The sequence below is a fragment of the Cupriavidus malaysiensis genome, from assembly GCF_001854325.1.
Lineage (GTDB): Bacteria > Pseudomonadota > Gammaproteobacteria > Burkholderiales > Burkholderiaceae > Cupriavidus > Cupriavidus malaysiensis.
The window spans coordinates 3,149,713-3,171,047 of record NZ_CP017754.1; the positions used below are offsets into that span (position 1 = coordinate 3,149,713).

Consider the following 21,335-nt stretch of genomic DNA (forward strand, 5'->3'; position numbering starts at 1 on the left):
GCCTTGCGGCGCGCGGGTCAAGTTTCCTGGCGGAAACGGGTAGACAAGTCATGAAGAGCGCCCCCGCATCTCCATGACCGAACCCATGATAGCGAGGGCGTCCCGCGCGTGGCTTGACGCACGTCAAAGGCCATGCACGCTGGTAAGAGTGGCGCCGGCAGCATGCCCGATAGACGCGCGCAGGAGCGGCCCTCGTGCCGTTCGTGACACGCGGCGGCTCGGCATGGCCGCGCTCGACCTGCACTTGGACACGTCCGGTTGAGGATGTAAAGGAGCCGTTACAAAGCCGGCCAACTGTAATGTAGGCCTGGGGCTAGAGTAGAGTCATCGACGTCCCCGGAGAAGAAAATCATGAAGCGCCCCTTGCTGGTCGTCGCGGCCTGCGGTGCCCTGGCCCTGGTCGCCGCGCAGTCCGCACTGGCTCGCGTCGACGTCGACTTGAACATCGGTGTCCCGGCCCCGGTCTATGCCCCGCCGCCGGTCTATGTGGCGCCCCCCGCGCCGGTCTATGCACCGCCCCCGGTGGTCTATCCGGCCTATCCGGCGGCACCGGTGATGGTTGCGCCGCCGGGCATCGTGATCGGCTGGCACGGCGACCGCTACTGGGACGGCCGCCGCTGGTGGGGCCGCGAGGAATGGCGTGGGCGTGGCCACGATGAGTGGCGCGGGCGTGGGCACGAGGAGTGGCGCGAACGTGGCCATGAGGAGTGGCGCGAACATCACCGATGAACGTGCGGTGAACGTGACCGCGCTTGACCCAGTGCTCGGGGCATGGTCCCCATCCACCCTCTCATTTCACCGCGTCGCAAACAAAAACCGCCCCGGATGGGGCGGTCTTCATGGCAACGCATCGGCCGCCCGGCGAGCGGCCGATACCGCTCAGTGGACGTTGCGGCCGAAGGTGAACTCGCCGTCGCGATAGTCCACCGGTACCACATCCTTGGCGGCGAACCTGCCCTCGAGGATGGCACGCGCGACCGGGTTCTCGATCTGCTGCTGGATCGCCCGCTTGAGCGGCCGCGCCCCGAACACCGGATCGTAGCCCGCCGTGGCGATCTTGCGCAGCGCCTCGTCGGTGACCTCCAGCGTCATGTCCATGCGGGCCAGGCGAGCCTGCAGGCGTTGCAGCTGGATGCGCGCGATCGACTCGATATTGCGCTGGTCGAGCGCGTGGAACACCACCACTTCATCGATGCGGTTGAGGAACTCGGGGCGGAAATGTGTGCGCACTTCCTGCCATACCGCGCCCTTCACCGCCTCCTGCGGCTCGCCAGCCATCGACTGGATCAACTGCGAACCCAGGTTCGACGTCATTACGATCACGGTGTTCTTGAAGTCCACCGTGCGGCCCTGGCCATCGGTCAGGCGGCCGTCGTCGAGCACCTGCAGCAGCACGTTGAAAACGTCCGGGTGGGCCTTCTCGACTTCATCCAGCAGTACCACGCTGTACGGCTTGCGGCGCACCGCCTCGGTCAGGTAGCCGCCTTCCTCATAGCCGACATAGCCCGGAGGCGCACCGATCAGGCGGCTCACGCTGTGCTTCTCCATGAACTCGCTCATGTCGATGCGGATCAGGTGCTCCTCGGAGTCGAACAGGAACTCGGCCAGCGCTTTGCACAGCTCGGTCTTGCCCACGCCGGTCGGCCCCAGGAACAGGAAGGAACCGTAGGGCTTGTTCTCGTCCGAGATGCCGGCGCGCGAACGGCGGATGGCGTCGGACACCAGCCGCACGGCCTCGTCCTGCCCAACCACGCGCTGGTGCAGCCGGTCCTCCATCTTGAGCAGTTTCTCGCGCTCGCCCTGCATCATCTTCGACACCGGGATGCCGGTCGCACGGCTCACCACCTCGGCGATCTCCTCGGCGCCCACCTGCGTGCGCAGCAGCTTGTTGGGCTGCTTCTGCTCGCTGGCCTCGGCCGCCGTCGCCGCCTTCAGCTTGCCTTCCAATTCGGGCAGCCTGCCATATTGCAGCTCCGCCACCTTGTCGAGCTTGCCTTCCCGCTGCAGCTTGGCGATCTCGAGCTTGATCTTGTCGATCTCTTCCTTCAGCGCGGCGGCCCCTTGGGCTGCGCCCTTCTCGGCCTTCCAGATCTCATCGAGGTCCGCATACTCCTTCTGCAGGCGCTCGATCTCCTGCTCGATCAGTTCCAGGCGCTTCTGCGAAGCCTCGTCGGTCTCCTTCTTGACCGCCTCGCGCTCGATCTTCAGCTGGATCAGCCGGCGGTCGAGCTTGTCCATCGCCTCCGGCTTGGAGTCGATCTCCATCTTGATACGCGCCGCCGCCTCGTCGATCAGGTCGATGGCCTTGTCCGGCAGGAAACGGTCGGTGATATAGCGGTGCGACAGCTCCGCCGCTGCGACGATGGCCGGGTCGGTGATCTCGACGCCGTGGTGCAGCTCGTACTTCTCCTGCAACCCGCGCAGGATGGCGATGGTCGCTTCCACCGTGGGCTCGTCCACCAGCACCTTCTGGAAACGGCGCTCGAGCGCGGCATCCTTCTCGATGTACTTGCGGTACTCGTCGAGCGTGGTGGCACCGATGCAGTGCAGCTCGCCGCGCGCCAGCGCGGGCTTGAGCATATTGCCCGCATCGATCGCGCCCTCGGCCTTGCCGGCGCCCACCATGGTGTGGATCTCGTCGATGAAGACGATGGTCTGTCCTTCGTCCTTGGCCACGTCGTTGAGCACCGCCTTCAGGCGCTCCTCGAACTCGCCGCGGTACTTGGCGCCAGCCAGCAGGCCGGCCATGTCGAGCACCAGCACGCGCTTGTTCTTCAGGCTCTCGGGCACCTCGCCGTTGACGATGCGCTGGGCCAGGCCCTCTACGATGGCGGTCTTGCCCACGCCCGGCTCGCCGATCAGCACCGGGTTGTTCTTGGTGCGGCGCTGCAGGATCTGGATGGCGCGGCGGATCTCGTCGTCACGGCCGATCACGGGATCGAGCTTGCCGAGGCGCGCGCGCTCGGTCAGGTCGATGGTGTACTTCTTGAGCGCCTCGCGCTGGGTCTCGGCATCGGCACTGTTGACGTTGTCACCGCCCCGCACGGCCTGGATGGCTGCCTCCAGCGACTTGCGGCTGAGGCCGTTCTCGCGCGCGATGCGGCCCGCCTCGCCCTTGTCGTCGGACAGGGCCAGCAGGAACAATTCGCTGGCGATGAACTGGTCGCCGCGCTTGATCGCTTCCTTCTCGGTGGCATTGAGCAGCGCGCCCAGGTCGCGCCCGACCTGCACCTCGCTGCTGCCCTGCACCTGCGGCAAACGCTTGATGGCAGCATCCAGAGCCGACTGCAGGCCGTTCACGTTGACGCCGGCGCGGGCCAGCAGGCTGCGCGCCCCGCCGTCCTGCTGCGTCAGCAGCGCGCGCAGCACGTGCTGCGGCTCGATGTATTGATTGTCGTGTCCGATCGCCAGGCTCTGTGCATCAGCCAGCGCTTCCTGGAACCGGGTCGTCAGTTTGTCCAAACGCATGTGGAATCCCTCTCTCGGTGTGTGTCCTGATGAGGAGGAGGCGATGGTCCCGATGCCGGCGCTTGCCACGCCAGGCAACCATCGCGGAGCGCTTCCCGCGCCCGTTTCCCCATGTCGGACAGCCAATGTCTAACGGGAAGATAGGGCTTGCGCGAGACATTTCAAGGCTGCCGTGCATGACTTCTGATGCGCATCAAAAAGCACATGATGGAGTGCTTCAGACTGCTCCGCGCGCGCCCTTGTTTTCCAGGTTGCGCACCAGCACCAGGGCCTCGCCCTGCAGCACCACACGCCCGTCGCCGCCCGACACCACCGTGGCCAGATTGACCAGCTCCTTGTCGGCGCGCAGCCGCGTAACCCGCACCGAAGCGGTCAGCGGCTCGCCCAGGCGCGCGGCCGAGCACAGCCGCAGCGACTGCTTCATCCAACCGGTGCCCCGGCCGGGCAGGCGGGTCCCGAGCAGGTCGGAGAACATGCCGGCCAGCAATGGCAGCGGCACGATGGCGCCATCGAAGCCGCGGCTGCGGGCGAATACCGGATCGGTGTAGAAGGGATTGCTGTCGTCGGTCAGCGACACGTACTCGTCGGTATCGTCGACACCGAAGGTACGTGCGGCAGACGCCTCCTGCCCGATCGATAGATGGTAGAGCGAGGCGTCGACCGCCGGCACGCGCGCCATGCCATCCTGGTCGAGTGGCGCCGGCCGCATCATCGCCAGCAGGTCGGCGGTGGCATCGGCCAGCAGCATTGCCGCGCCGTGCGCCGTGACCTGCTCCTCGGCATTCGTGATGCGCTCGCGGCCGCGCTGCACGCAACGGATCGATGTGTCGAGCGCGATGCGCCCCGGGCCGGGCGCATCCTGCAGCACCAGCGCGGCTGTCACACCATCGCCGACGAAGGTCGGGCGCGGAAACATCAGCGTCTGCGCGATCGGCAGCACAGGACGCGGTATGCTGCGCCGTATCTGCGCGCACAGCAGGGAGAACAGCAGCATCCCGTGCGCAACCGTGGCACCGAAATGCGTTGCGCGCGCGAAGGCCGGGTCGCAGTGGATGGGATTGTCGTCGCGCGACAATACGGCAAAGCGGTCGAAGTCCTCTTGCGCCAGCACGCGCGGACGGGATGCGTTCATGGTCGGGTTCCGGTGGGGGCGACGGAAAGCGCGGCGCCCCGGGGATCGGTTCAGGATGGGTACAGGCCGCGCAGCTTGTGCTTCTCGACCTTGCCCGAGGGCGTGCGCGGCAGTGCGTCGACGAAGCGCACATGGCGTGGAACCTTGAACGCTGCCAGCCGCGCGCGGCAATGCGCGAGCACCGCCGGCTCGTCCAGCGAGGCGCCTGGCTTGCGCACCACCAGCGCCAGGCCGACCTCGCCCCAGCGGGCGTCGGCGGTGCCGATCACGGCGGCTTCGGCCACCTGCGGCAGCTGGAACAGCACGTTCTCGACTTCCGCCGGATAGACGTTCTCGCCGCCGGAGATGAACATGTCCTTGGCACGGTCGACGATGTAGTAGTCGCCCTCGTCATCCATGTAGGCGATGTCCCCCGAATGCAGCCAGCCGTCGCGGATGGCCGCCGCCGTGGCTTCCGGCAGGTTCCAGTAGCCGGGCGTGACGCCCGGCCCCTTGATCAGCAGTTCGCCACGCTCGCCCGGACGCACGTCGCGGCCGTCGGCGTCGACCACGCGCGTCAGCATGGAGCCGACCGGTTTGCCAATGGTGCCGATCTTGCGCCGCGCGGTCTGCTCCTCGCAGACGAACACCGTGGGGCCGGTCTCGGTCATGCCGAAGCCGAAGCAGATCGTCACGCCCTTGGCCAGATAGGCCTCCAGCAGCGGCTGCGGCACCGGCGAACCGCCCGCCGCCGCGCTGCGCAGGCCGGACAGGTCGGCCGCGGCGAAGCCGGGATGCTGGCTGAGGAACAGGTAGACCGACGGCACCGCGAAGAACATGGTGATGCCGGCGCCGTGGCGGGCATCGAGGCGGTCCAGCGTGGCCGCGGCGTCGAACTGGCGCATGATGTGCACCGTGCCACCGGCGTGCAGCACAGGGTTGGCGTACAGGTTCAGCCCGCCGGTATGGAAGAAAGGCAGCACGTTCAGGAACACGTCGTCGCGCGTGATCTTGTTGGCCAGCATGGCGTTGACGGCGTTGAAGTACACCATGCCGTAGGTCTGCTTGACCCCCTTGGGGCGGCCGGTGGTGCCGGAGGTATAGAGCAGGTGCCAGACCTCGTGCTCGTCGCGGCAAGGCATCTCGACGATGCGCCCGGAAGCCGAGGCCAGGGCCGCCTCGTACTCGGTCCAGCCACCCGGCACGTCGGCCGCCTCGTCGTCGGCCAGGTGGAGCACGGCGCGCAGCGGGATCTCACGGGCCAGTTGCGCGGCCACGCCGAGCATGCCGTCGCCGGCCACCAGCAGATCCGGCGCGCAATCGCGCAGGATCGGCAGCAACTCGGCCGCCGGTGCGCGCCAGTTCAGGCAGACCAGGATCATGCCCGCCTTGGCGCAGCCATACAGCATCTCGAAATAGTCGCTGCTGTTGTGCGCCAGCACGGCCACCCGTGCCCCGGGTGCCAGCCGCAGGCCGTCGGTCAGGTATTCGGCGAAGCGGCTCGCGCGTTCGTCGAACTGGCGATACGTCACGCTGCGGCCGCTCTCCACGTCCACCAGCGCCACTTTGTCCGGATGATGCTGGGCGTTCTTGTGCAGCCAGTCGATCACGTACATTGCCCGGGGTCTCCATGTGTCGATGGACGCCACTCCCGGGTCTTCAGGTGGCGACGTCCCTTCCGGCTCCCTCGCCGCGCAGCCGCCCGACGATGCCTTGCGGGAAATAGTACACGCTCAGGATGAACAGCAGGCCAAGCCAGAGCAGCCAGCGGTCCGGATGCAGCAGGCCGGACAGCAGCGGCACCGCCGCCGTGGCGTCGCTGGCCAGCTTCATCACGTCCTGCAGGTAGGTCTGCGCCACCAGGAACAGCGCCGTGCCCACCACCGCGCCGTACAGCGTGCCCATGCCGCCGATCACCACGATCAGCAGGATGTCGACCATGATCTCGAAGGACAGCGAGGTATCCGGGCCGTTGTAGCGCAGCCAGAGCGCCATCAGCACACCCGCCAGCGCGGCGAAGACGGCCGACAGCACGGTCGACACCGTGCGGAACACCACGGTGCGGTAGCCGATCGCCTCGGCACGGAAGTCGTTCTCGCGGATCGCCTGCAGCACGCGGCCGAACGGCGAGTTGACGATGCGCAGCAGCAGCAGGAACAGCGCCAGCGCCGCGCAGAAAATGAAGTAGTAGGTGAAGAGCTTGCCGTTGAGCGGCACGCCGAACCACTCCGTGTCGCCCAGCGAGAAGCCCGGCGTGAACACCTCCGGCACCTTGAAGCTGATGCCGTCCTCGCCCCCGGTCCAGTCGGACAGTTGCGACACCAGCGTGGCGAAGGCGGTCGCCACCGCCAGCGTGATCATGGCGAAGAAGATGGCACGCACGCGTAGCGAGAACAGCCCGATCACCAGCGCCAGCAGGGCCGCCACCAGCAGCGCGCCGAGCGTGCCGGCGGCCAGCGCGGCCCAGCCGGGCTCCATGCGCGACATGGCTATGGCCACGCCGTAGCCGCCGATGCCGAAGAACATGGTGTGGGCGAAGGACACGATGCCGGTATAGCCGAGCAGCAGGTCGTAGCTGGCCACCAGCACCACGAAGATGCAGATCTTGGCCGCCATGTTGAGGGCGCGCGCGCCCGGGAAGAGGAAGGGTGCGCAGGCGAGCGCCAGCAGCAGCAGGAGCAGCAGCACGGACAGCGCGCGGCTGCGTGGCAGGTCGCCGGAAAGCAGTCGGGTCATGGTCGAGGATCTCCCTGGCTCAGCGCTTGGCCACCGGATACAGGCCCTGCGGACGCCACAGCAGGACCAGCATCATCAGCAGGATGTTGGAAAACAGCGCCACCTTGGGAAAGAGGAAGCCGGTGTAGTTGGCCATCAGCCCCACCAGCAGTGCGCCGACGAAGCAGCCGGTGGTCGAGCCGAGGCCGCCGATGATGATGACGATGAAGATCAGCACGTTGACCTGGGCACCGATGGACGCCGTGATGTTCTGCTGGTACAGCCCCCACAGCACCCCGCCCAGGCCCGCCAGCGCTGCACCGGCGACGAACACGCCGATGAAGAGGCGGCGGATGCGGTAGCCCAGCGACTCCACCATCTCGCGGTTCTCCACGCCTGCGCGGATCAGCAGGCCGATGCGGGTGCGGTTGAGCAGCAGCAGCATGGCGATGAAGATGACCAGGCCGAGCACCACGGCAAGCAGGCGGTACTTCTCGATCGCCGCATCGCCCAGCAGCACGGCGCCGCGCAGGCCGGCCGGCAATTGCAGCGCGATCGTCTCGGGCCCCCAGATCGCCTTGATCAATTGCTCGGCCACGATCATGCCGCCCATGGTGATCAGGATCTGCTTCAGGTGCTGGCCATAGACGGGCCGCACCACCACGCGCTCGAAGAACAGGCCGACCGCGCCGGATGCCAGCATGGCCGCGCCGATCGCCAGTGCGAACGCGCCCAGGTTGAGGGCCAGGTTGTCGGCCTCGACCCACGGCGCCAGCGGCAGAAGCACCGAAGCCGCAACGTAGGCACCCAGCGCGATGAAAGCGCCGTGGCCGAAATTGAGCACGTCCATCAGCCCGAACACCAGGGTCAGGCCGGACGACACCACGAAGATGATCATGCCCATGGCCAGCCCCGCCACGGTCAGCGTCAGCCAGGTCGAGCCGCTGCCCACCAGCGGGTAGGCCAGCAGCATCAGCAAGGGAGCCAGCGCCAGCGGGGTCCAGTCGAGCCGGACCTTGGGCAGGTCGGCCGGCGCGGAGGGAACGCCCGGTGCCTCGGGCAGGGTGCTTGAAGTCGTCATGTCTGCGGATCCTGACACGATGGAATGGTGGGCGGCGGCGCCACCGGCGCGCGCCGCGCTTTCACTGGTGCGCGGCCAGCGAGAGGCCGAGCAGGCGCTGCTGCAGTGCCTCGTCGCCGGCCAGGTCGGCCATGGTGCCGGCATGCACCACCCGGCCGTCGTCCATCACGGCCACGGTGTCGCCCACCGATCGGGCCATGTGGAAATTCTGCTCGACCAGCAGGATGGAGACCGCGGTCTGCTTCAGCTCGCAGAACACCGAGATCATGTTCTGGATGATCGAAGGCGCCAGCCCCTTGGTGGGCTCGTCCACGATCAGCAGCTGGCGCGGCTCGATGATGGCGCGCGCCACCGACAGCATCTGCTTCTGCCCGCCGGACAGCACGCCGGCGCGCTGGTGCCAGAAGATCTTCAGCGCCGGGAACATGCGGAAGACCCAGTCCAGGCGCTGCTCGTCGATGGCGCCGCTGCGGGCGGCCAGGCGCATGTTCTCCGCCACCGTCAGGTCGGAGAACACGCTCATGTTCTCCGGCACGTAGGCGATGCCGGCCTGGGCGATCGCCGGCGTGGCCAGGCGCGTGATGTCGCGGCCGTCGAAATGGACGCTGCCCTGGCCAGCCCGCCACAGGCCCATGATGGTGCGCAGCGTGGTGGTCTTGCCGGCGCCGTTGCGGCCCAGCAGCATGGTCACGCCACCGCGCGGCACGTCGAGGTCGACGCCATGCAGGATATGGTAGGGCCCGATATGGGTGTGGACGCCGCGCAGGCGCAGGATGGGATCGTCAGCCATGGCTGGCCTCCGCGTTGCCGGCGCCCGCTCCGTCCGGCGGCGCCACGCCCAGGTAGGCCTGCTGCACGATGGGCGAGGCGATCACTTCGGCCGGATCGCCATCGGCCATCAAGGTACCGTTGTGCAGCACGATGATGCGGTCCGCCAGCGAACGCACCACATCCATCTTGTGTTCCACCAGCAGCACGGTCTTGCTGCGGTCCTGCTTGATCTCGTGGATCAGGTCCAGGATCACCGGCACCTCGTCCACGCTCATGCCCGCGGTCGGCTCATCGAACATGAACACGCGCGGCTGCAATGCCAGCAGGATGCCCACTTCCAGCTTGCGCTGGTCGCCGTGCGGCAGCGCTGCCACCGGCTGGTGCCGCTTGTCGGCCAGCGCCACGCGCTCCAGGCAGGCCTCCGCCTGCTCGCGCACCTTGCGGTGGTGGCTCCATACGCTGAACAGGTCGAGGCCGAGATGCAGACGCGCCTGCACCGCCAGCCGCACGTTCTCGAACACGGTCAGGTTGGGGAACAGGCTGGTGAGCTGGAAGGCACGCCCGATGCCGCGCCGGGTCTTTTCCGGCACCGGCAACCGCGTCACGTCCTCGCCGCCGAGCAGGATCTGCCCCGCACTGGCCGGAAGCTGGCCGGAGATCAGGTTGAAGTAGGTGGTCTTGCCGGCGCCGTTGGGCCCGACGATGCAGGTCAGCTCGCCGGCGCGGAAGGCGCAGGACACCGCGTTGACGGCGACGTGCCCGCCGAAGCGGATGGTGAGCCCGCGCGTCTCCAGCGCGGGCGCGCCGCCCGCGCCGGCGGCGCGCTGGACGGCCTCGGCGGCCGCGGAAGAAGTGGCGCCCACGGTGGTCAACGCTTGTTGCGGATCGGTACGTTCATTTCCTCGGGCTTGATCTCACGGACCAGCTCGGGAACGCCCCAGGCGAAGGCCGGATCGACCTTGATCTTGAAGTGGTACATCGACTGCATCGCCTGGTGGTCTTCCTTGCGGAAGATCATCTTGCCCTTGGGCGTGTCGAAGGACATGCCTTCCATGGCGCCGATCAGCTTCTCGGTATTGGTATCGCCGCCGGTCTTCTTGAGCGCCTCGACCACCGCGATGCCGGCCGACATGCCGCCGGCGGTGAAGAAATCGGGCGGGGTCTTGTACTTGCTGTAGTGGTTGGACACCAGCCACTCGTTGACCTTGTTCTTCGGGATGCCGAAGTAGTAGTAGGTCGCGCCCTCCATGCCCGGCAGGTTCTTGTAGGCAGTCATGGCCGGCAGGATGTTGCCGCCGCTGGCGATCTCGATGCCGTAGCGCTTGGGATCGAGATCGGCGATCTTGAACGGGTTGCCGGCGCCGGCCCAGATGATGAAGATGACCTTGCGTCCCGGCTTGTCCTTGAGCGAATCGAACAGCCGCTGCGCCCCTGCGGTGAAGTCGGTGGTATTGGTCGGCAGGTACTCTTCGTGCACGATCTTGGCGTTCTTCAGCGCGCCCTTGAAGGCCTTGACGCCGTCGCGCCCGAAGGCATAGTCCTGCGCCAGCATGGCGATCTGCGTGCCCGGCTTGTCGAGCGCCACGGCGTTGGCGATGGCATCCTGCGAGGAGTTGCGGCCGGTGCGGAAGATGTAGCGGTTCCACTTCTCGCCGGTGATGGAGTCGGCCACCGCCGGCTCGACCAGCAGGATCTTCTTGTACTCCTCCGCGACCGGCAGCATCGCCAGCGCGGTGCCCGACGAGGTCGGGCCGACCGCGATGTCGGCGCGGTCGTCGCTGTAGGCCGCGGCCAGCTGGGCCTTGGCCACGTCTGGCTTGCCCTGGGTGTCCTTCTCGATCACCACCAGCTTGTTGCCGTTGACGGTCATGGTGCCATTGGTGGCGTACTCCAGCCCCATCATCAGCCCGACCTGGGTCTGCTTGGCATAGGCTTCGAGCGCCCCGGTCTTGTCATAGACGTGGGCGATCTTGATGTCCTTGGCGTGGACCGCGCCTGCCGCCAGCAGGCAGGCGGCCAGCGCCAGCGTGCTCAGTTGCTTGCCCTGCATGGTTGTCTCCTCTCTCGTTTCGTTGTGTCTTGTTGCGTCTCGTTGCGCGTTCTTGTGCGTTCTTGCGGCTTGTGGATCCTGCGCGTTTCGCAGCGCGCTCCCGGCGGCCGCCTAGCGCACAGCCAGCCCGTGCTCGATCAGATCGAAGGCCGAGTCCACCACCTTGTCCATCGACGCCGGCCGCTTCCACAGCGCGTAGCGCATGCCGAGGAAGTTGCTGATGCCGATCAGGCACCAGGCGCGCACTTCGGCGTCGCCCGGCAGGATCTCGCCCTGCTCTTCGGCCTTGGCCAGGCGGCGGCTGTAAAGTTCGGCGAAGACCTGGAAGTAGCCGCTATAGATGGTTTCGTCGACGGAGTACGAATCCAGCACGATACGGTACAGGTTCTTGTGGCGCGACACGAAGCTGAGGAAGGCCTTGAGGCCGAGGCGCTCGGCTTCCATCTGCGTGGTGGCCGGCGCCACGTGCTTGCGCAGGTGGGCACGCAGCAACTCCAGCATATGCTGCACCAGCGCGCGGAACACATCCTCCTTGTCCTTGAAGTACAGGTAGAAGGTACCCATGGCCACGTCGGCCTCCTGGGTGATCTCCGAGATCGAGGCCGCATAGTAGCCCTTCCCGCCGAAAACCTTCTCGGATGCCCGCAGCAAGGCCTCGCGTGTCTTCTGGCCGCGCGCCGTCTTGGGACTGGCGGGGCTCGCCGCCCGGGTATCGCTTGCTGGCATCGGGTCTCCATCGTGGCGGCGCGCCGGCTCAGCCACGGCGGCGCGCTCCCTGTTTTTTCCTGGTGTCCGGACCGCTCCAGCAGAGCCGTCCGCCGCCCTCCCGGACAGGACATCCGCGCAGGCGAAAACATGATAGCTGATTCATGTTTCATGATATAAAGCTTGGAATCCGGATGTCAATAGATGCCTTTACCGACGCCCGGACTGCCATCCTGCACACGACCCGGCACACCAGGAGCGATCGCCATTGGATACATCGGCCCAGCCCCGGCGCACCGGCCCGGCCGCCGCGGAAACCCTGCCGCAGCCCGTCATGAGCCCCTTCGCCGAGTTCCCGGCGCAAGGCGTGCTGCCGGGCTGGCGCGAAGCCGGGGCAGGACGTCCCCTGCTTTGCCTGCATGGATGGTCGATACCGGGCACCGCCTTCAGCGGGCAGGCGGCGCTAGCCCGGCGCGGCTGGCGGGTGATCGCTCCCGACCATGCCGGCCACGGGCTGTCGCGCTCGCTGCCCGGCGCGGCTCGCGCGGACATCGGCAGGCTGGCGGCCGACGCTGCCGCGCTGATCGCGCACCTTGGGCTGGACGATGTGGTAGTGGTAGGCTGGTCGTTGGGCGCGACCACGGCCTGGCGCCTGATGCAGGACCACCCGGAAGTGCCGCTGGCAGCAGTGGCCGCGATCGACATGACGCCGCGCCTGCTGAGTGCGCCGGACTGGCCGCACGGCCTGCGCGGCGGCTATTCGGCGGACCAGGTGGAGCAGATGGCGGTGCGGGTGCGGCAAGACTGGCCGGGACTGGCGCCGGCGGTGGCGGCAGACCTTTGGGCGGCGGGCAGCGCCCCTTCGCCCGCTGCCGCCGAACTGGTGGCGCACGGACAACAGCATTGCGATCCACTTGCACTGTCTTCCCTGTGGCGCGACATGGCGGCGCAGGACCTGCGCCAGGCGCTACGCCACGCGCGGCTGCCGCTGCTGCTATTGCACGGTGAGCGCAGCCGGCTCTATGGCCCGGCGATGGCGGCGGCAGTCGGCACCTTGAACCCGGCCACGCTGCAATGCAGCATCGCCGCCACCGGCCACAGCCCTCACCTGGAGCGTCCGGCGGCCTTCAATGCCGCTTTGCTGGCATTGCTGGATCGGGCGGGAGTCCGATTCTCACGAGCCGCTTCCGCACCTCAGGAGAGCAGGCGGTAAGTCCACAGGCCAGCGGCCGTCAACAGCAGGGAGCCGCCGAGATGGGCCAGAAGGTGGAGCAAGGCCCAGCCGAAGTCGCCTGCCATCAGGTTGCCGACCACTTCACTGGAAAAGGTGGAGAAGGTGGTGAGCCCGCCGAGGAAGCCGGTGATGGCGAACAGGCGCCATTCCGGCGGCAGGCCGGCATGTGTCTCGAAGAAGCCGACGGCCAGCCCGATGAGATAGCCGCCGACCAGGTTGGCGGCCAGGGTTCCGTAGGGCAGCGCAGGATTGGCCGCATTCCACGTCACGGAGAAGAACCAGCGCAGCCAGGCCCCCAGGGCGGCCCCGACCCCGACGGCGACGAAGCCGAACGGCCCCATCAGGGCGCCTCCGCAGCCGCGTCGCCACCGGCGCCCGCCACGCCGTCACCGCTGGCGTTGATCGAGGCCACGCCCCAGCGCCGCAGCGCGGCCTCGTCGGTGACGCGGGCATCGACCCAGCGTGCGCCCTCCGGCGTGGTCTCCTTCTTCCAGAACGGCGCCTCGGACTTGAGATAGTCCATGATGAACTCGCAAGCGGCGAAAGCCTCACCGCGGTGCGCCGATGCCACGGCGACCAGCACGATCTGGTCCTGCGGCTGCAGGGGCCCGACCCGGTGCACGATGGTGACGCCGAGCAAGGGCCAGCGCTGGCGCGCGGCCTCCTCGATGGCAGCCAGCGCCTTCTCGGTCATGCCGGGATAGTGCTCCAGCTCCATCGCGCTGACGGCGGTGCCGCCGCTGGCGTCGCGCACCGTGCCGATGAAACTCGCCACCGCGCCGACCGCTGCATTGCCGCGCCGCAGCGCCGTCACTTCCGCGCCAAGATCGAAGTCCTCGCGTTGTACCCGCACGCTCATCGCCGCGCTCCGTTCAGCCGCCCGTCACCGGCGGAAAAAATGCCACTTCGCAACCGTCCGCGAGAGGTGTATCGGCACGCGCCACCGCATGGTCGACCGCCATGCGCAGCGCCCTGCCCTCGCCCAGCGCCGCTTCCCAGACCCCGCCGCGCGCGCGCAGCCATTGGCGCAGCTGGCCCACGTCGGCCACCTCGACCGGCACCTCGGCCTGCTCCCCGGCACGGCCGAGCTGCTCGCGCACGCTGGCGAAGTAGCGCAATTCGATCTTCATGGCCGCTCCTCCTTCGCGCCTCAGTACAACAGTTCGCCGAAGGGGATGAACTGCACGATGTCGCCGGCGCGGATGGCCTGCCCCGGCGGATTGTCGATCAGCCCATCGCCCCAGACGGTCGACGTCAGCACGCCCGAACTCTGGTTCGGGAACAGTTCGAGCCCGCCCTGTGCGTTGAGGCGGGCACGCAGGAATTCGTTGCGGCGGTCACCCTTCTCCAGCGTGAAGTCGGCGCGCAGCGGCAGCCGGCGCGGCGCAACGTCTGCCACCCCCTGCAAGCGCAGGATGAACGGCCGCACGAACAGCAGGAAGGTGACGAAGCTGGACACCGGGTTGCCTGGCAGGCCCAGGAAGAAGGCCGGCGGCGCCTCGCCGCGCGCCACCTGGCCGAACGCCAGCGGCTTGCCCGGCTTGATGGCGATCTGCCACAGGTCGAGCCGCCCCTCCGCCTGTACCGCCGGGCGGATATGGTCCTCGTCGCCGACCGAGACGCCACCCGAGGTGATGATCAGGTCATGGCCGTCGGCCGCGCGCCGCAAGGTCGCACGCGTGGCCGCCAGCGAGTCGGGCACGATGCCGAAGTCGCTGACCTCGCAGCCCAGGTTCTCCAGCAGCCCGCGCAGCGTGAAACGGTTGGAGTTGTAGATGGCGCCCGGCCGCAGCGGCTCGCCCGGCATCGCCAGTTCGTCGCCGGTGAAGAAGACGGCGACGCGCACGCGCCGCACCACGTCGAGGGCGGCCTGGCCGACCGAGGCCGCCAGCCCGAGCGCCTGCGGCGTCAGGCGCGTGCCGGCTGCCAGGATACGGCTGCCGGCGCGGATGTCCTCGCCGGCGCGCCGGACCCACTCGCCGGCGCGCGGCACATGGTTGACCACCACGTCCCCGCCCTCGGCCGTACATTGCTCCTGCATCACCACCGCGTCGGCACCGGGCGGGATCAACCCGCCGGTGAAGATGCGCGCGGCGCTACCCGGCTCCAACGCCGTGCCGACATGGCCGGCCGGGATGCGCTGGGTCACGCGCAGGCGCGTGCCGGCGGCCGGCACATCGGCGGCACGCAGCGCATAGCCATCCATGGCGGTATTGTCCGCGGGCGGCACGTCGAGCGCGCTCGACACCGGGCTGGCCAGCACCCGAGTGTTGGCCAGCAGCGTGTCGACACGCTCGGTCTGCGTGATGGGGCGCGCGCCGTCGAGCAGCGTGGCGAGCGCTTGGGCAAGGGTCAGCATGGGCGGGCGCGGCGTGGCGGCAGCTTCGGGCATGGGGCGGGCAGGACGATCGGGGGACGTCTTGGAGTCGGTTGGGCGGCAGCGCCGCAAACCCCGGCGAGGCGGGGACTGACAGCCAGATTGTAGCGATTCGACGGCCGCGCGGCATGCGGCGGCGCCGCAGGCGCGGCGGCATGCCGGCGGCCAGCTGCGGCCGGAGTGGTGCGCCGGAGGCAAGGGGCGGCCGCGCCGCCCCTCTCAGGTCAGAGGCCGGTGTGGCCGGCGATGAATGCCTTCACGCGGTCGGCGTCGGCAGGCACCACTTCGAAGCGCTGCGGCAACGCCTCGATGCCCTCGAAGCTGGCGGGACGCTCGGGTTCGTGGCCGAGCGCCTCGCGGATGGTCTCCGAGAACTTGGCCGGCAGCGCGGTCTCCAGCACGACCATGGGCACGCCGGCGCTCAGGTGCTCGCGCGCCACCTTGATGCCGTCGGCCGTATGGGTATCGATGGTGATGCCATAGCGCGCCGACAGGTCGCGGATGGTCGCCAGCCGGTCCTGGTGGGTACTGCGCCCCGAGACGAAGCCGAACTCGCGGATACGGCCGAATTCAGGCGTGCCGGCCAGGTCGAAGCCGTCCTTGGTGTCGACATCGCGGAACAGCGCCGCCAGCTTGGCCGGATCGCGGCCGAGCAGGTCGAAGACGAAGCGCTCGAAGTTCGAGGCCTTCGAGATATCCATGCTCGGGCTCGAGGTATGGAAGGTCTCGGACGACTTGCGCACGCGGTAGGCACCGGTGCGGAAGAACTCGTCGAGCACATCGTTCTCGTTGGTCGCCACCACCAGCTTGTCGATGGGCAGGCCCATCATGCGCGCGATATGGCCGGCGCAGACGTTGCCGAAGTTGCCGGAGGGCACGCAGAACGAGACCTTCTGGCCAGGGCCGCTGGTCGCCAGCAGCCAGCCCTTGAAGTAATAGACCACCTGGGCCACCACGCGCGCCCAGTTGATCGAGTTGACGGTGCCGATCTTCTGGCGCGCCTTGAAGCCGTGGTCGTTGGAGACCGCCTTGACGATGTCCTGGCAGTCGTCGAACACCCCTTCCACCGCCAGGTTGAAGATGTTCGGGTCCTGCAGGCTGAACATCTGCGCGGTCTGAAACGCGCTCATCTTGCGGTGCGGGCTCAGCATGAAGACGCGGATGCCGCGCTTGCCGCGCATCGCGTATTCCGCCGCGCTGCCGGTGTCGCCCGAGGTGGCGCCGAGGATGTTCAGCTCCTGGCCGGCGCGCGCGAGCGCGTACTCGAACAGGTTGCCGAGCAACTGCATGGCCATGTCCTTGAAGGCCAGCGTCGGACCATTGGACAGGCCCAGCAGCTGCAGCGGCGCGCCGCCTTCCTCGCCCAGCGTGCGCAGCGGCGTGATGTCGGCGGTATTGTCGCCGGCACGCGCATTGCAGTAGACCTCGGCGGTATAGGTCTTGCGCGTCAGCGCGCGCAGGTCCTCGGCCGGGATGTCGTCGCAGAACTTGGACAGGATCTCGAACGCCAGGTCGGCGTAGGAAAGCTTGCGCCAGGACTCGAGCTCCTCGGCGCTGACCTGCGGGTACTGATCAGGCAGGTAGAGGCCGCCGTCCGGCGCGAGGCCGCCCAGCAGGATTTCGGAAAACGATTGCGGCGCCTGGTGGCCGCGCGTCGACAGGTATTTCATGGGACCGGGCACTCGCTCAGTTCAGTTCTTCCATGCGCAGGCGCGTGACGGACGACAGCACGGTCGGCAGCGCCTCGATCTTGGCGATGGCGGCATTGACCTGCTTCTCGCGCGCCAGGTGGCTCAGCATGATGATGTCGGTCTGCGGCTCGCCCTCGCGCGATTCCTTCTGCAGCATGGCATCGATCGAGATGCCGGCGTCGGCCAGGATGCGGGTGATGTCGGCCAGCACGCCGGTTTCGTCGGACACGCGCATGCGCAGGTAGTAGGAACTGGTGACCTCCTCGATCGGCAGCACCGGCACGCTCGACAGTTCGTCGGGCTGGAAGGCCAGGTGCGGCACGCGGTGGCCGGGGTCGGCGGTATGCAGGCGGGTCACGTCGACCAGGTCGGCGATCACGGCCGAAGCGGTCGGCTCGGCGCCCGCGCCCTTGCCGTAGTACAGCGTGGCGCCAACGGCGTCGCCCTGCACCAGCACGGCATTCATCGCCCCCTCGACGTTGGCGATCAGGCGCGAGGCCGGCACCAGGGTCGGATGCACGCGCAGTTCGACACCTTCCTCGCGGCGGCGCGTGATGCCCAGCAGCTTGATGCGGTAGCCCAGCTCCTCGGCGTACTTGATATCCACCGCCGACAGCTTGGTGATGCCTTCCACATGCGCGCGGTCGAACTGCACCGGCATACCGAAGGCGATCGCGCTCATCAGCGTGACCTTGTGCGCCGCATCGATGCCTTCGATGTCGAAGGTCGGGTCGGCCTCGGCATAGCCCAGCGCCTGCGCCTCCTTAAGGACCGTGTCGAAGTCCAGGCCCTTGTCGCGCATCTCCGACAGGATGAAGTTGGTGGTGCCGTTGATGATGCCGGCGATCCACTGGATGCGGTTGGCGGTCAGGCCCTCGCGCAGCGCCTTGATGATGGGGATGCCGCCGGCCACCGCGGCCTCGAAGGCGACGATCACGCCCTTGTTGCGCGCCGCCTCGAAGATCTCGTTGCCATGCACGGCCAGCAGCGCCTTGTTGGCGGTGACCACGTGCTTGCCATTGGCGATGGCCTTGAGCACCAGCTCCTTGGCCACACCGTAGCCGCCGATCAGCTCGACCACGATGTCGATGTCGGGACGGTTCACCACCTCGTTGGCGTCGGCCACCACTTCCACCTGCCCACCGGTCAGCTCGCGGGCACGTTCGGTATTCAGGTCGGCGACCATTGCAATTTCGATGCCGCGCCCGGCGCGGCGGCGAATTTCCTCCTGGTTGCGCTTCAGCACGTTGAACGTGCCGCTACCGACGGTACCGATGCCAAGCAGGCCTACTTTGATGGGGTTCATGAACAATCTGCTTCCAGTTGACGAATGGGGGAAACGGCGCCGCGCCGGGCCTCAGGCCGCGATGGCACCGTGGCGTTTGCGGTATGCCTCGAGGAAGCGCGCGACACGGCTGATGGCCTCGCGCAGGTCCTCCTCGTGCGGCAGGAACACGATGCGGAAGTGGTCGGGCTTGCCCCAGTTGAAGCCCGATCCCTGCACCAGCAGCACCTTCGATTCCTGCAGCAGCTCGTAGATGAACTCCTGGTCGTCCTGAATCGGATACATCGACAGGTCGAGCTTGGGGAACAGGTAGAGCGCTGCCTTGGGCTTGACGCAGCTGACGCCCGGGATGGCGGTGACCAGCTCGTAGGCGAGATCGCGCTGGCGGCGCAGGCGGCCGCCCTCTGCCACCAGGTCGTTGATGCTCTGGTAGCCGCCGAGGGCGGTCTGGATGGCCCATTGCGCCGGCACGTTGGCGCACAGGCGCATCGAGGAAAGCATGTTCAGCCCCTCGATATAGTCCTGCGCCGGGCGCTTGTCGCCCGACACCACCATCCAGCCGGCGCGGTAGCCGCACGAGCGGTAGTTCTTCGACAAGCCGTTGAAAGTGACGGTCAGCACGTCGGTCGACAGCGAGGCGATCGAGGTGTGGGTACGGCCGTCGTACAGCACCTTGTCGTAGATTTCGTCGGCGTAGATGATCAAGCCATGCTCGCGCGCGATCGCCACGATGCCGAGCAGCAGCTCGTCCGAATAGAGGGCGCCGGTCGGATTGTTGGGGTTGATGACGACGATGGCCTTGGTGTTCGGCGTGATCTTGGCGCGGATGTCGTCCAGGTCGGGCATCCACTCGTTCTGCTCGTCGCAGATATAGTGCACCGGCGTACCGCCGGACAGGCTCACCGCCGCCGTCCACAGCGGGTAGTCGGGTGCCGGAACCAGCACCTCGTCGCCGCTGTTGAGCAGGGCGTTCATCGACATCACGATCAGCTCGGATGCACCGTTGCCGACGTAGATGTCTTCCAGGCCCACACCCTGGATCTTCTTTTCCTGCGTGTAGTGCATGATCGCCTTGCGCGCGGCGAAGATGCCCTTGGAGTCCGAATAGCCCGCCGAGTTGGGCAGGTTGCGCATCATGTCCTGCTGGATCTCCTCCGGCGCGTCGAAACCGAACACGGCCAGGTTGCCGATGTTCAGCTTGATGATCTTGTGCCCTTCTTCTTCCATCTGCTTGGCCTTCTCCAGCACGGGCCCGCGGATGTCGTAACAGACGTTGTTGAGTTTGTGGGATTTCTGGATCGGTTTCACGGCGTGTCGGCGAGGGCTGGGCTGCCGGTCTCCTCGGCAGCGGGCAATTCGGGAATCTGGACGGAAATCGGGAGGCGCGTCCGCTGCAATGCAACGCGAACGTGGCAGACAGGGAGGCAAAAGCTATAATTTATCGGATTATGACAGACTTCGGCGCGGATTCTTGCATTGCAGCGCAGTGCATGCCGTGCCGCCGCCGTGACCCGCCCGCCCCCGCGCTGCACGGCCGGGCCGCCCGCGGCCCGGCACCGGCCCCGCACCGGCGGGCACCTCGAAGGTGCCCTTTGAAACTCCACGCCGACCAGCCCCAAGCGCTCAATACCGTCACCGCCTATGGTCCGGGCTATATCGAAATCAACCTGATCCGCCACACCGAGTCCGTGCTGGTGATGCCGGAGGGCGAGATCCGGCCATGGCCGGTGGAGCGTTTCGAGGACCTGCAGGCTGCCCATTTCGAGGCCTTGCTGGAACTGGGGCCGGAAGTGGTGCTGCTGGGCACCGGCGCCCGCCTGCGCTTCCCGCACCCCAGGCTGACCGCGGCGCTCGCGAACCGTCATATCGGCGTGGACGCGATGGACCTTCAGGCAGCATGCCGCACCTACAATATCCTGATGGCCGAAGGCCGGCGCGTGGCGGCCATCCTGATGCTGGACCCGGTGGCCTGAAGCCGCTCTCCGGTCCGCCCGGCGCACCCGGGAAGTTGAGCGGCCGCCACGCTTGAAGTCTGGCCGGGCGCCCCAATCTGCCTTTGCCGTAGTGGCCGCCCAGTGGGGACAACCCCGTGGTGGCAGCCCCCGTTTCCTGCCTCTCCCCCAGGAGCCTCAAGCAATGACCGTCAGCCTCGACAAGCCCGTACCGGATTTCAGCGCCCCCGCGACCGGAGGCACCTTCAGCCTCGCCGGACAGCGCGGCAAGACGCTGGTGCTGTACTTCTATCCCAAGGACAACACGCCCGGATGCACCACCGAGGCCATGAACTTCCGCGACCAGCACGAGGACTTCGTCGCCGCGGGCGCCGTAGTGTTCGGCATCTCCCGCGACAGCCTCAAGTCCCACGAGAATTTCAAGGCCAAGCTGGAACTGCCCTTCGAACTGATCTCCGACGGCGACGAAGCGGTCTGCACGCTGTTCGATGTCATCAAGATGAAAAAACTCTATGGCAAGGAGGTGCGCGGCATCGAGCGCAGCACCTTCATCCTCGACGCCAAGGGCGTGCTGCGCCACGCCATGCGCGGCATCAAGGTGCCCAACCACGTCGACGAAGTGCTCGAGCTCGTGCGCGCGCTCTGAGCGCCGGCAAGGCCCGCGCCGGCGTGGCAGGCGCGCCACGCTGGCCACGCCGGGCGCCGATTGCCAAACACGGGGGCTTCAGATACATTGACCCGTAATGAGTTCAGAATCCGGCTGCCACACCGTTTCGTCGTTCCGACCCAGGCGCTCCCCGCCACGGGCCGGTAGCGGAGCTGCCGTGTCGCCGCCCGCGATGAAAACCGCCCTGCCCGTCTACCGGGTTCGGCGGTTTTTTTGTCTGTGCGCGCA

Annotated in this window: 20 protein-coding genes; 4 read left to right on the forward strand and 16 right to left on the reverse strand. The window is 67.5% G+C overall.

Annotated features, from left to right (window positions below; all coding sequences use genetic code 11):
* The first annotated feature begins 351 nt into the window (after positions 1-351).
* Positions 352-729, forward strand: a complete 378-nt coding sequence (locus BKK80_RS14215) for a hypothetical protein (RefSeq protein WP_071013693.1) — start codon at positions 352-354, stop codon at positions 727-729.
* Between the two features lie 150 nt (positions 730-879).
* Here the strand turns inward: BKK80_RS14215 and clpB are convergent, their stop codons facing one another.
* From clpB to BKK80_RS14260, 9 genes are all read right to left on the reverse strand, one after another.
* A complete protein-coding gene (gene clpB, locus BKK80_RS14220) occupies positions 880-3,468 on the reverse strand; it encodes an ATP-dependent chaperone ClpB (RefSeq protein WP_071013695.1) in 2,589 nt (862 codons plus the stop codon).
* A 217-nt stretch (positions 3,469-3,685) separates the two neighbouring features.
* Positions 3,686-4,600, reverse strand: a complete 915-nt coding sequence (locus tag BKK80_RS14225; RefSeq protein WP_071070033.1) for a MaoC/PaaZ C-terminal domain-containing protein — start codon at positions 4,598-4,600, stop codon at positions 3,686-3,688.
* A gap of 50 nt (positions 4,601-4,650) precedes the next feature.
* Positions 4,651-6,195, reverse strand: coding sequence for an acyl-CoA synthetase (locus BKK80_RS14230; RefSeq protein WP_071038221.1), 1,545 nt, complete (start codon positions 6,193-6,195; stop codon positions 4,651-4,653).
* 43 nt (positions 6,196-6,238) lie between these two features.
* Positions 6,239-7,315 carry a branched-chain amino acid ABC transporter permease gene (locus BKK80_RS14235; protein ID WP_071013702.1) on the reverse strand — a complete coding sequence of 359 codons (1,077 nt, stop codon included), beginning with the start codon at positions 7,313-7,315 and terminating at the stop codon, positions 6,239-6,241.
* Positions 7,316-7,334: 19 nt separating this feature from the next.
* The gene (locus BKK80_RS14240) at positions 7,335-8,375 is read right to left on the reverse strand and encodes a branched-chain amino acid ABC transporter permease (protein WP_071013704.1); all 1,041 of its coding nucleotides are present in this window, start codon (positions 8,373-8,375) and stop codon (positions 7,335-7,337) included.
* Between the two features lie 61 nt (positions 8,376-8,436).
* Positions 8,437-9,165 carry an ABC transporter ATP-binding protein gene (locus tag BKK80_RS14245; RefSeq protein WP_071013707.1) on the reverse strand — a complete coding sequence of 243 codons (729 nt, stop codon included), beginning with the start codon at positions 9,163-9,165 and terminating at the stop codon, positions 8,437-8,439.
* Positions 9,158-9,940 carry an ABC transporter ATP-binding protein gene (locus tag BKK80_RS14250; protein WP_071016454.1) on the reverse strand — a complete coding sequence of 261 codons (783 nt, stop codon included), beginning with the start codon at positions 9,938-9,940 and terminating at the stop codon, positions 9,158-9,160. Before BKK80_RS14250 ends, BKK80_RS14245 begins: the two co-directional genes overlap by 8 nt.
* Positions 9,941-10,014: 74 nt before the next feature.
* Positions 10,015-11,196 carry a substrate-binding domain-containing protein gene (locus BKK80_RS14255; RefSeq protein ID WP_071038220.1) on the reverse strand — a complete coding sequence of 394 codons (1,182 nt, stop codon included), beginning with the start codon at positions 11,194-11,196 and terminating at the stop codon, positions 10,015-10,017.
* 111 nt (positions 11,197-11,307) lie between these two features.
* Entirely contained in the window at positions 11,308-11,922 is a 615-nt protein-coding gene (locus BKK80_RS14260; protein ID WP_071013712.1) for a TetR/AcrR family transcriptional regulator, read from the reverse strand.
* A 247-nt stretch (positions 11,923-12,169) separates the two neighbouring features.
* On the opposite strand from BKK80_RS14260, the gene BKK80_RS14265 reads away from it, so the two are divergent.
* Positions 12,170-13,114, forward strand: a complete 945-nt coding sequence (locus tag BKK80_RS14265; RefSeq protein ID WP_231907923.1) for an alpha/beta fold hydrolase — start codon at positions 12,170-12,172, stop codon at positions 13,112-13,114.
* On the opposite strand, the gene crcB is transcribed toward BKK80_RS14265, so the two are convergent.
* The 7 genes from crcB to BKK80_RS14300 form a co-directional block, all read right to left on the reverse strand.
* On the reverse strand, positions 13,096-13,476 hold the full coding sequence (gene crcB, locus BKK80_RS14270; RefSeq protein ID WP_071013715.1) for a fluoride efflux transporter CrcB: 381 nt from the start codon (positions 13,474-13,476) through the stop codon (positions 13,096-13,098). The two genes, BKK80_RS14265 and crcB, sit on opposite strands and share 19 nt — an antisense overlap.
* Positions 13,476-13,994, reverse strand: coding sequence for a molybdopterin synthase catalytic subunit MoaE (gene moaE, locus BKK80_RS14275; protein ID WP_071070035.1), 519 nt, complete (start codon positions 13,992-13,994; stop codon positions 13,476-13,478). Before moaE ends, crcB begins: the two co-directional genes overlap by 1 nt.
* A gap of 13 nt (positions 13,995-14,007) precedes the next feature.
* Positions 14,008-14,265 carry a molybdopterin converting factor subunit 1 gene (moaD, locus tag BKK80_RS14280; protein WP_071013720.1) on the reverse strand — a complete coding sequence of 86 codons (258 nt, stop codon included), beginning with the start codon at positions 14,263-14,265 and terminating at the stop codon, positions 14,008-14,010.
* Between the two features lie 20 nt (positions 14,266-14,285).
* The gene (locus BKK80_RS14285) at positions 14,286-15,494 is read right to left on the reverse strand and encodes a molybdopterin molybdotransferase MoeA (protein ID WP_205683703.1); all 1,209 of its coding nucleotides are present in this window, start codon (positions 15,492-15,494) and stop codon (positions 14,286-14,288) included.
* A 242-nt stretch (positions 15,495-15,736) separates the two neighbouring features.
* Positions 15,737-17,182 carry a threonine synthase gene (thrC, locus tag BKK80_RS14290; protein ID WP_071013725.1) on the reverse strand — a complete coding sequence of 482 codons (1,446 nt, stop codon included), beginning with the start codon at positions 17,180-17,182 and terminating at the stop codon, positions 15,737-15,739.
* Between the two features lie 16 nt (positions 17,183-17,198).
* On the reverse strand, positions 17,199-18,509 hold the full coding sequence (locus tag BKK80_RS14295) for a homoserine dehydrogenase (protein ID WP_071013728.1): 1,311 nt from the start codon (positions 18,507-18,509) through the stop codon (positions 17,199-17,201).
* Between the two features lie 51 nt (positions 18,510-18,560).
* Positions 18,561-19,796 carry a pyridoxal phosphate-dependent aminotransferase gene (locus tag BKK80_RS14300; protein ID WP_071013730.1) on the reverse strand — a complete coding sequence of 412 codons (1,236 nt, stop codon included), beginning with the start codon at positions 19,794-19,796 and terminating at the stop codon, positions 18,561-18,563.
* 284 nt (positions 19,797-20,080) lie between these two features.
* Between BKK80_RS14300 and BKK80_RS14305 the strand changes: the two genes are divergently transcribed.
* Together BKK80_RS14305 and BKK80_RS14310 are read left to right on the forward strand one after the other, a co-directional pair.
* The gene (locus tag BKK80_RS14305; protein WP_071070039.1) at positions 20,081-20,461 is read left to right on the forward strand and encodes an Mth938-like domain-containing protein; all 381 of its coding nucleotides are present in this window, start codon (positions 20,081-20,083) and stop codon (positions 20,459-20,461) included.
* 163 nt (positions 20,462-20,624) lie between these two features.
* Positions 20,625-21,086, forward strand: coding sequence for a peroxiredoxin (locus BKK80_RS14310; protein ID WP_071013736.1), 462 nt, complete (start codon positions 20,625-20,627; stop codon positions 21,084-21,086).
* Positions 21,087-21,335 lie beyond the last annotated feature (249 nt).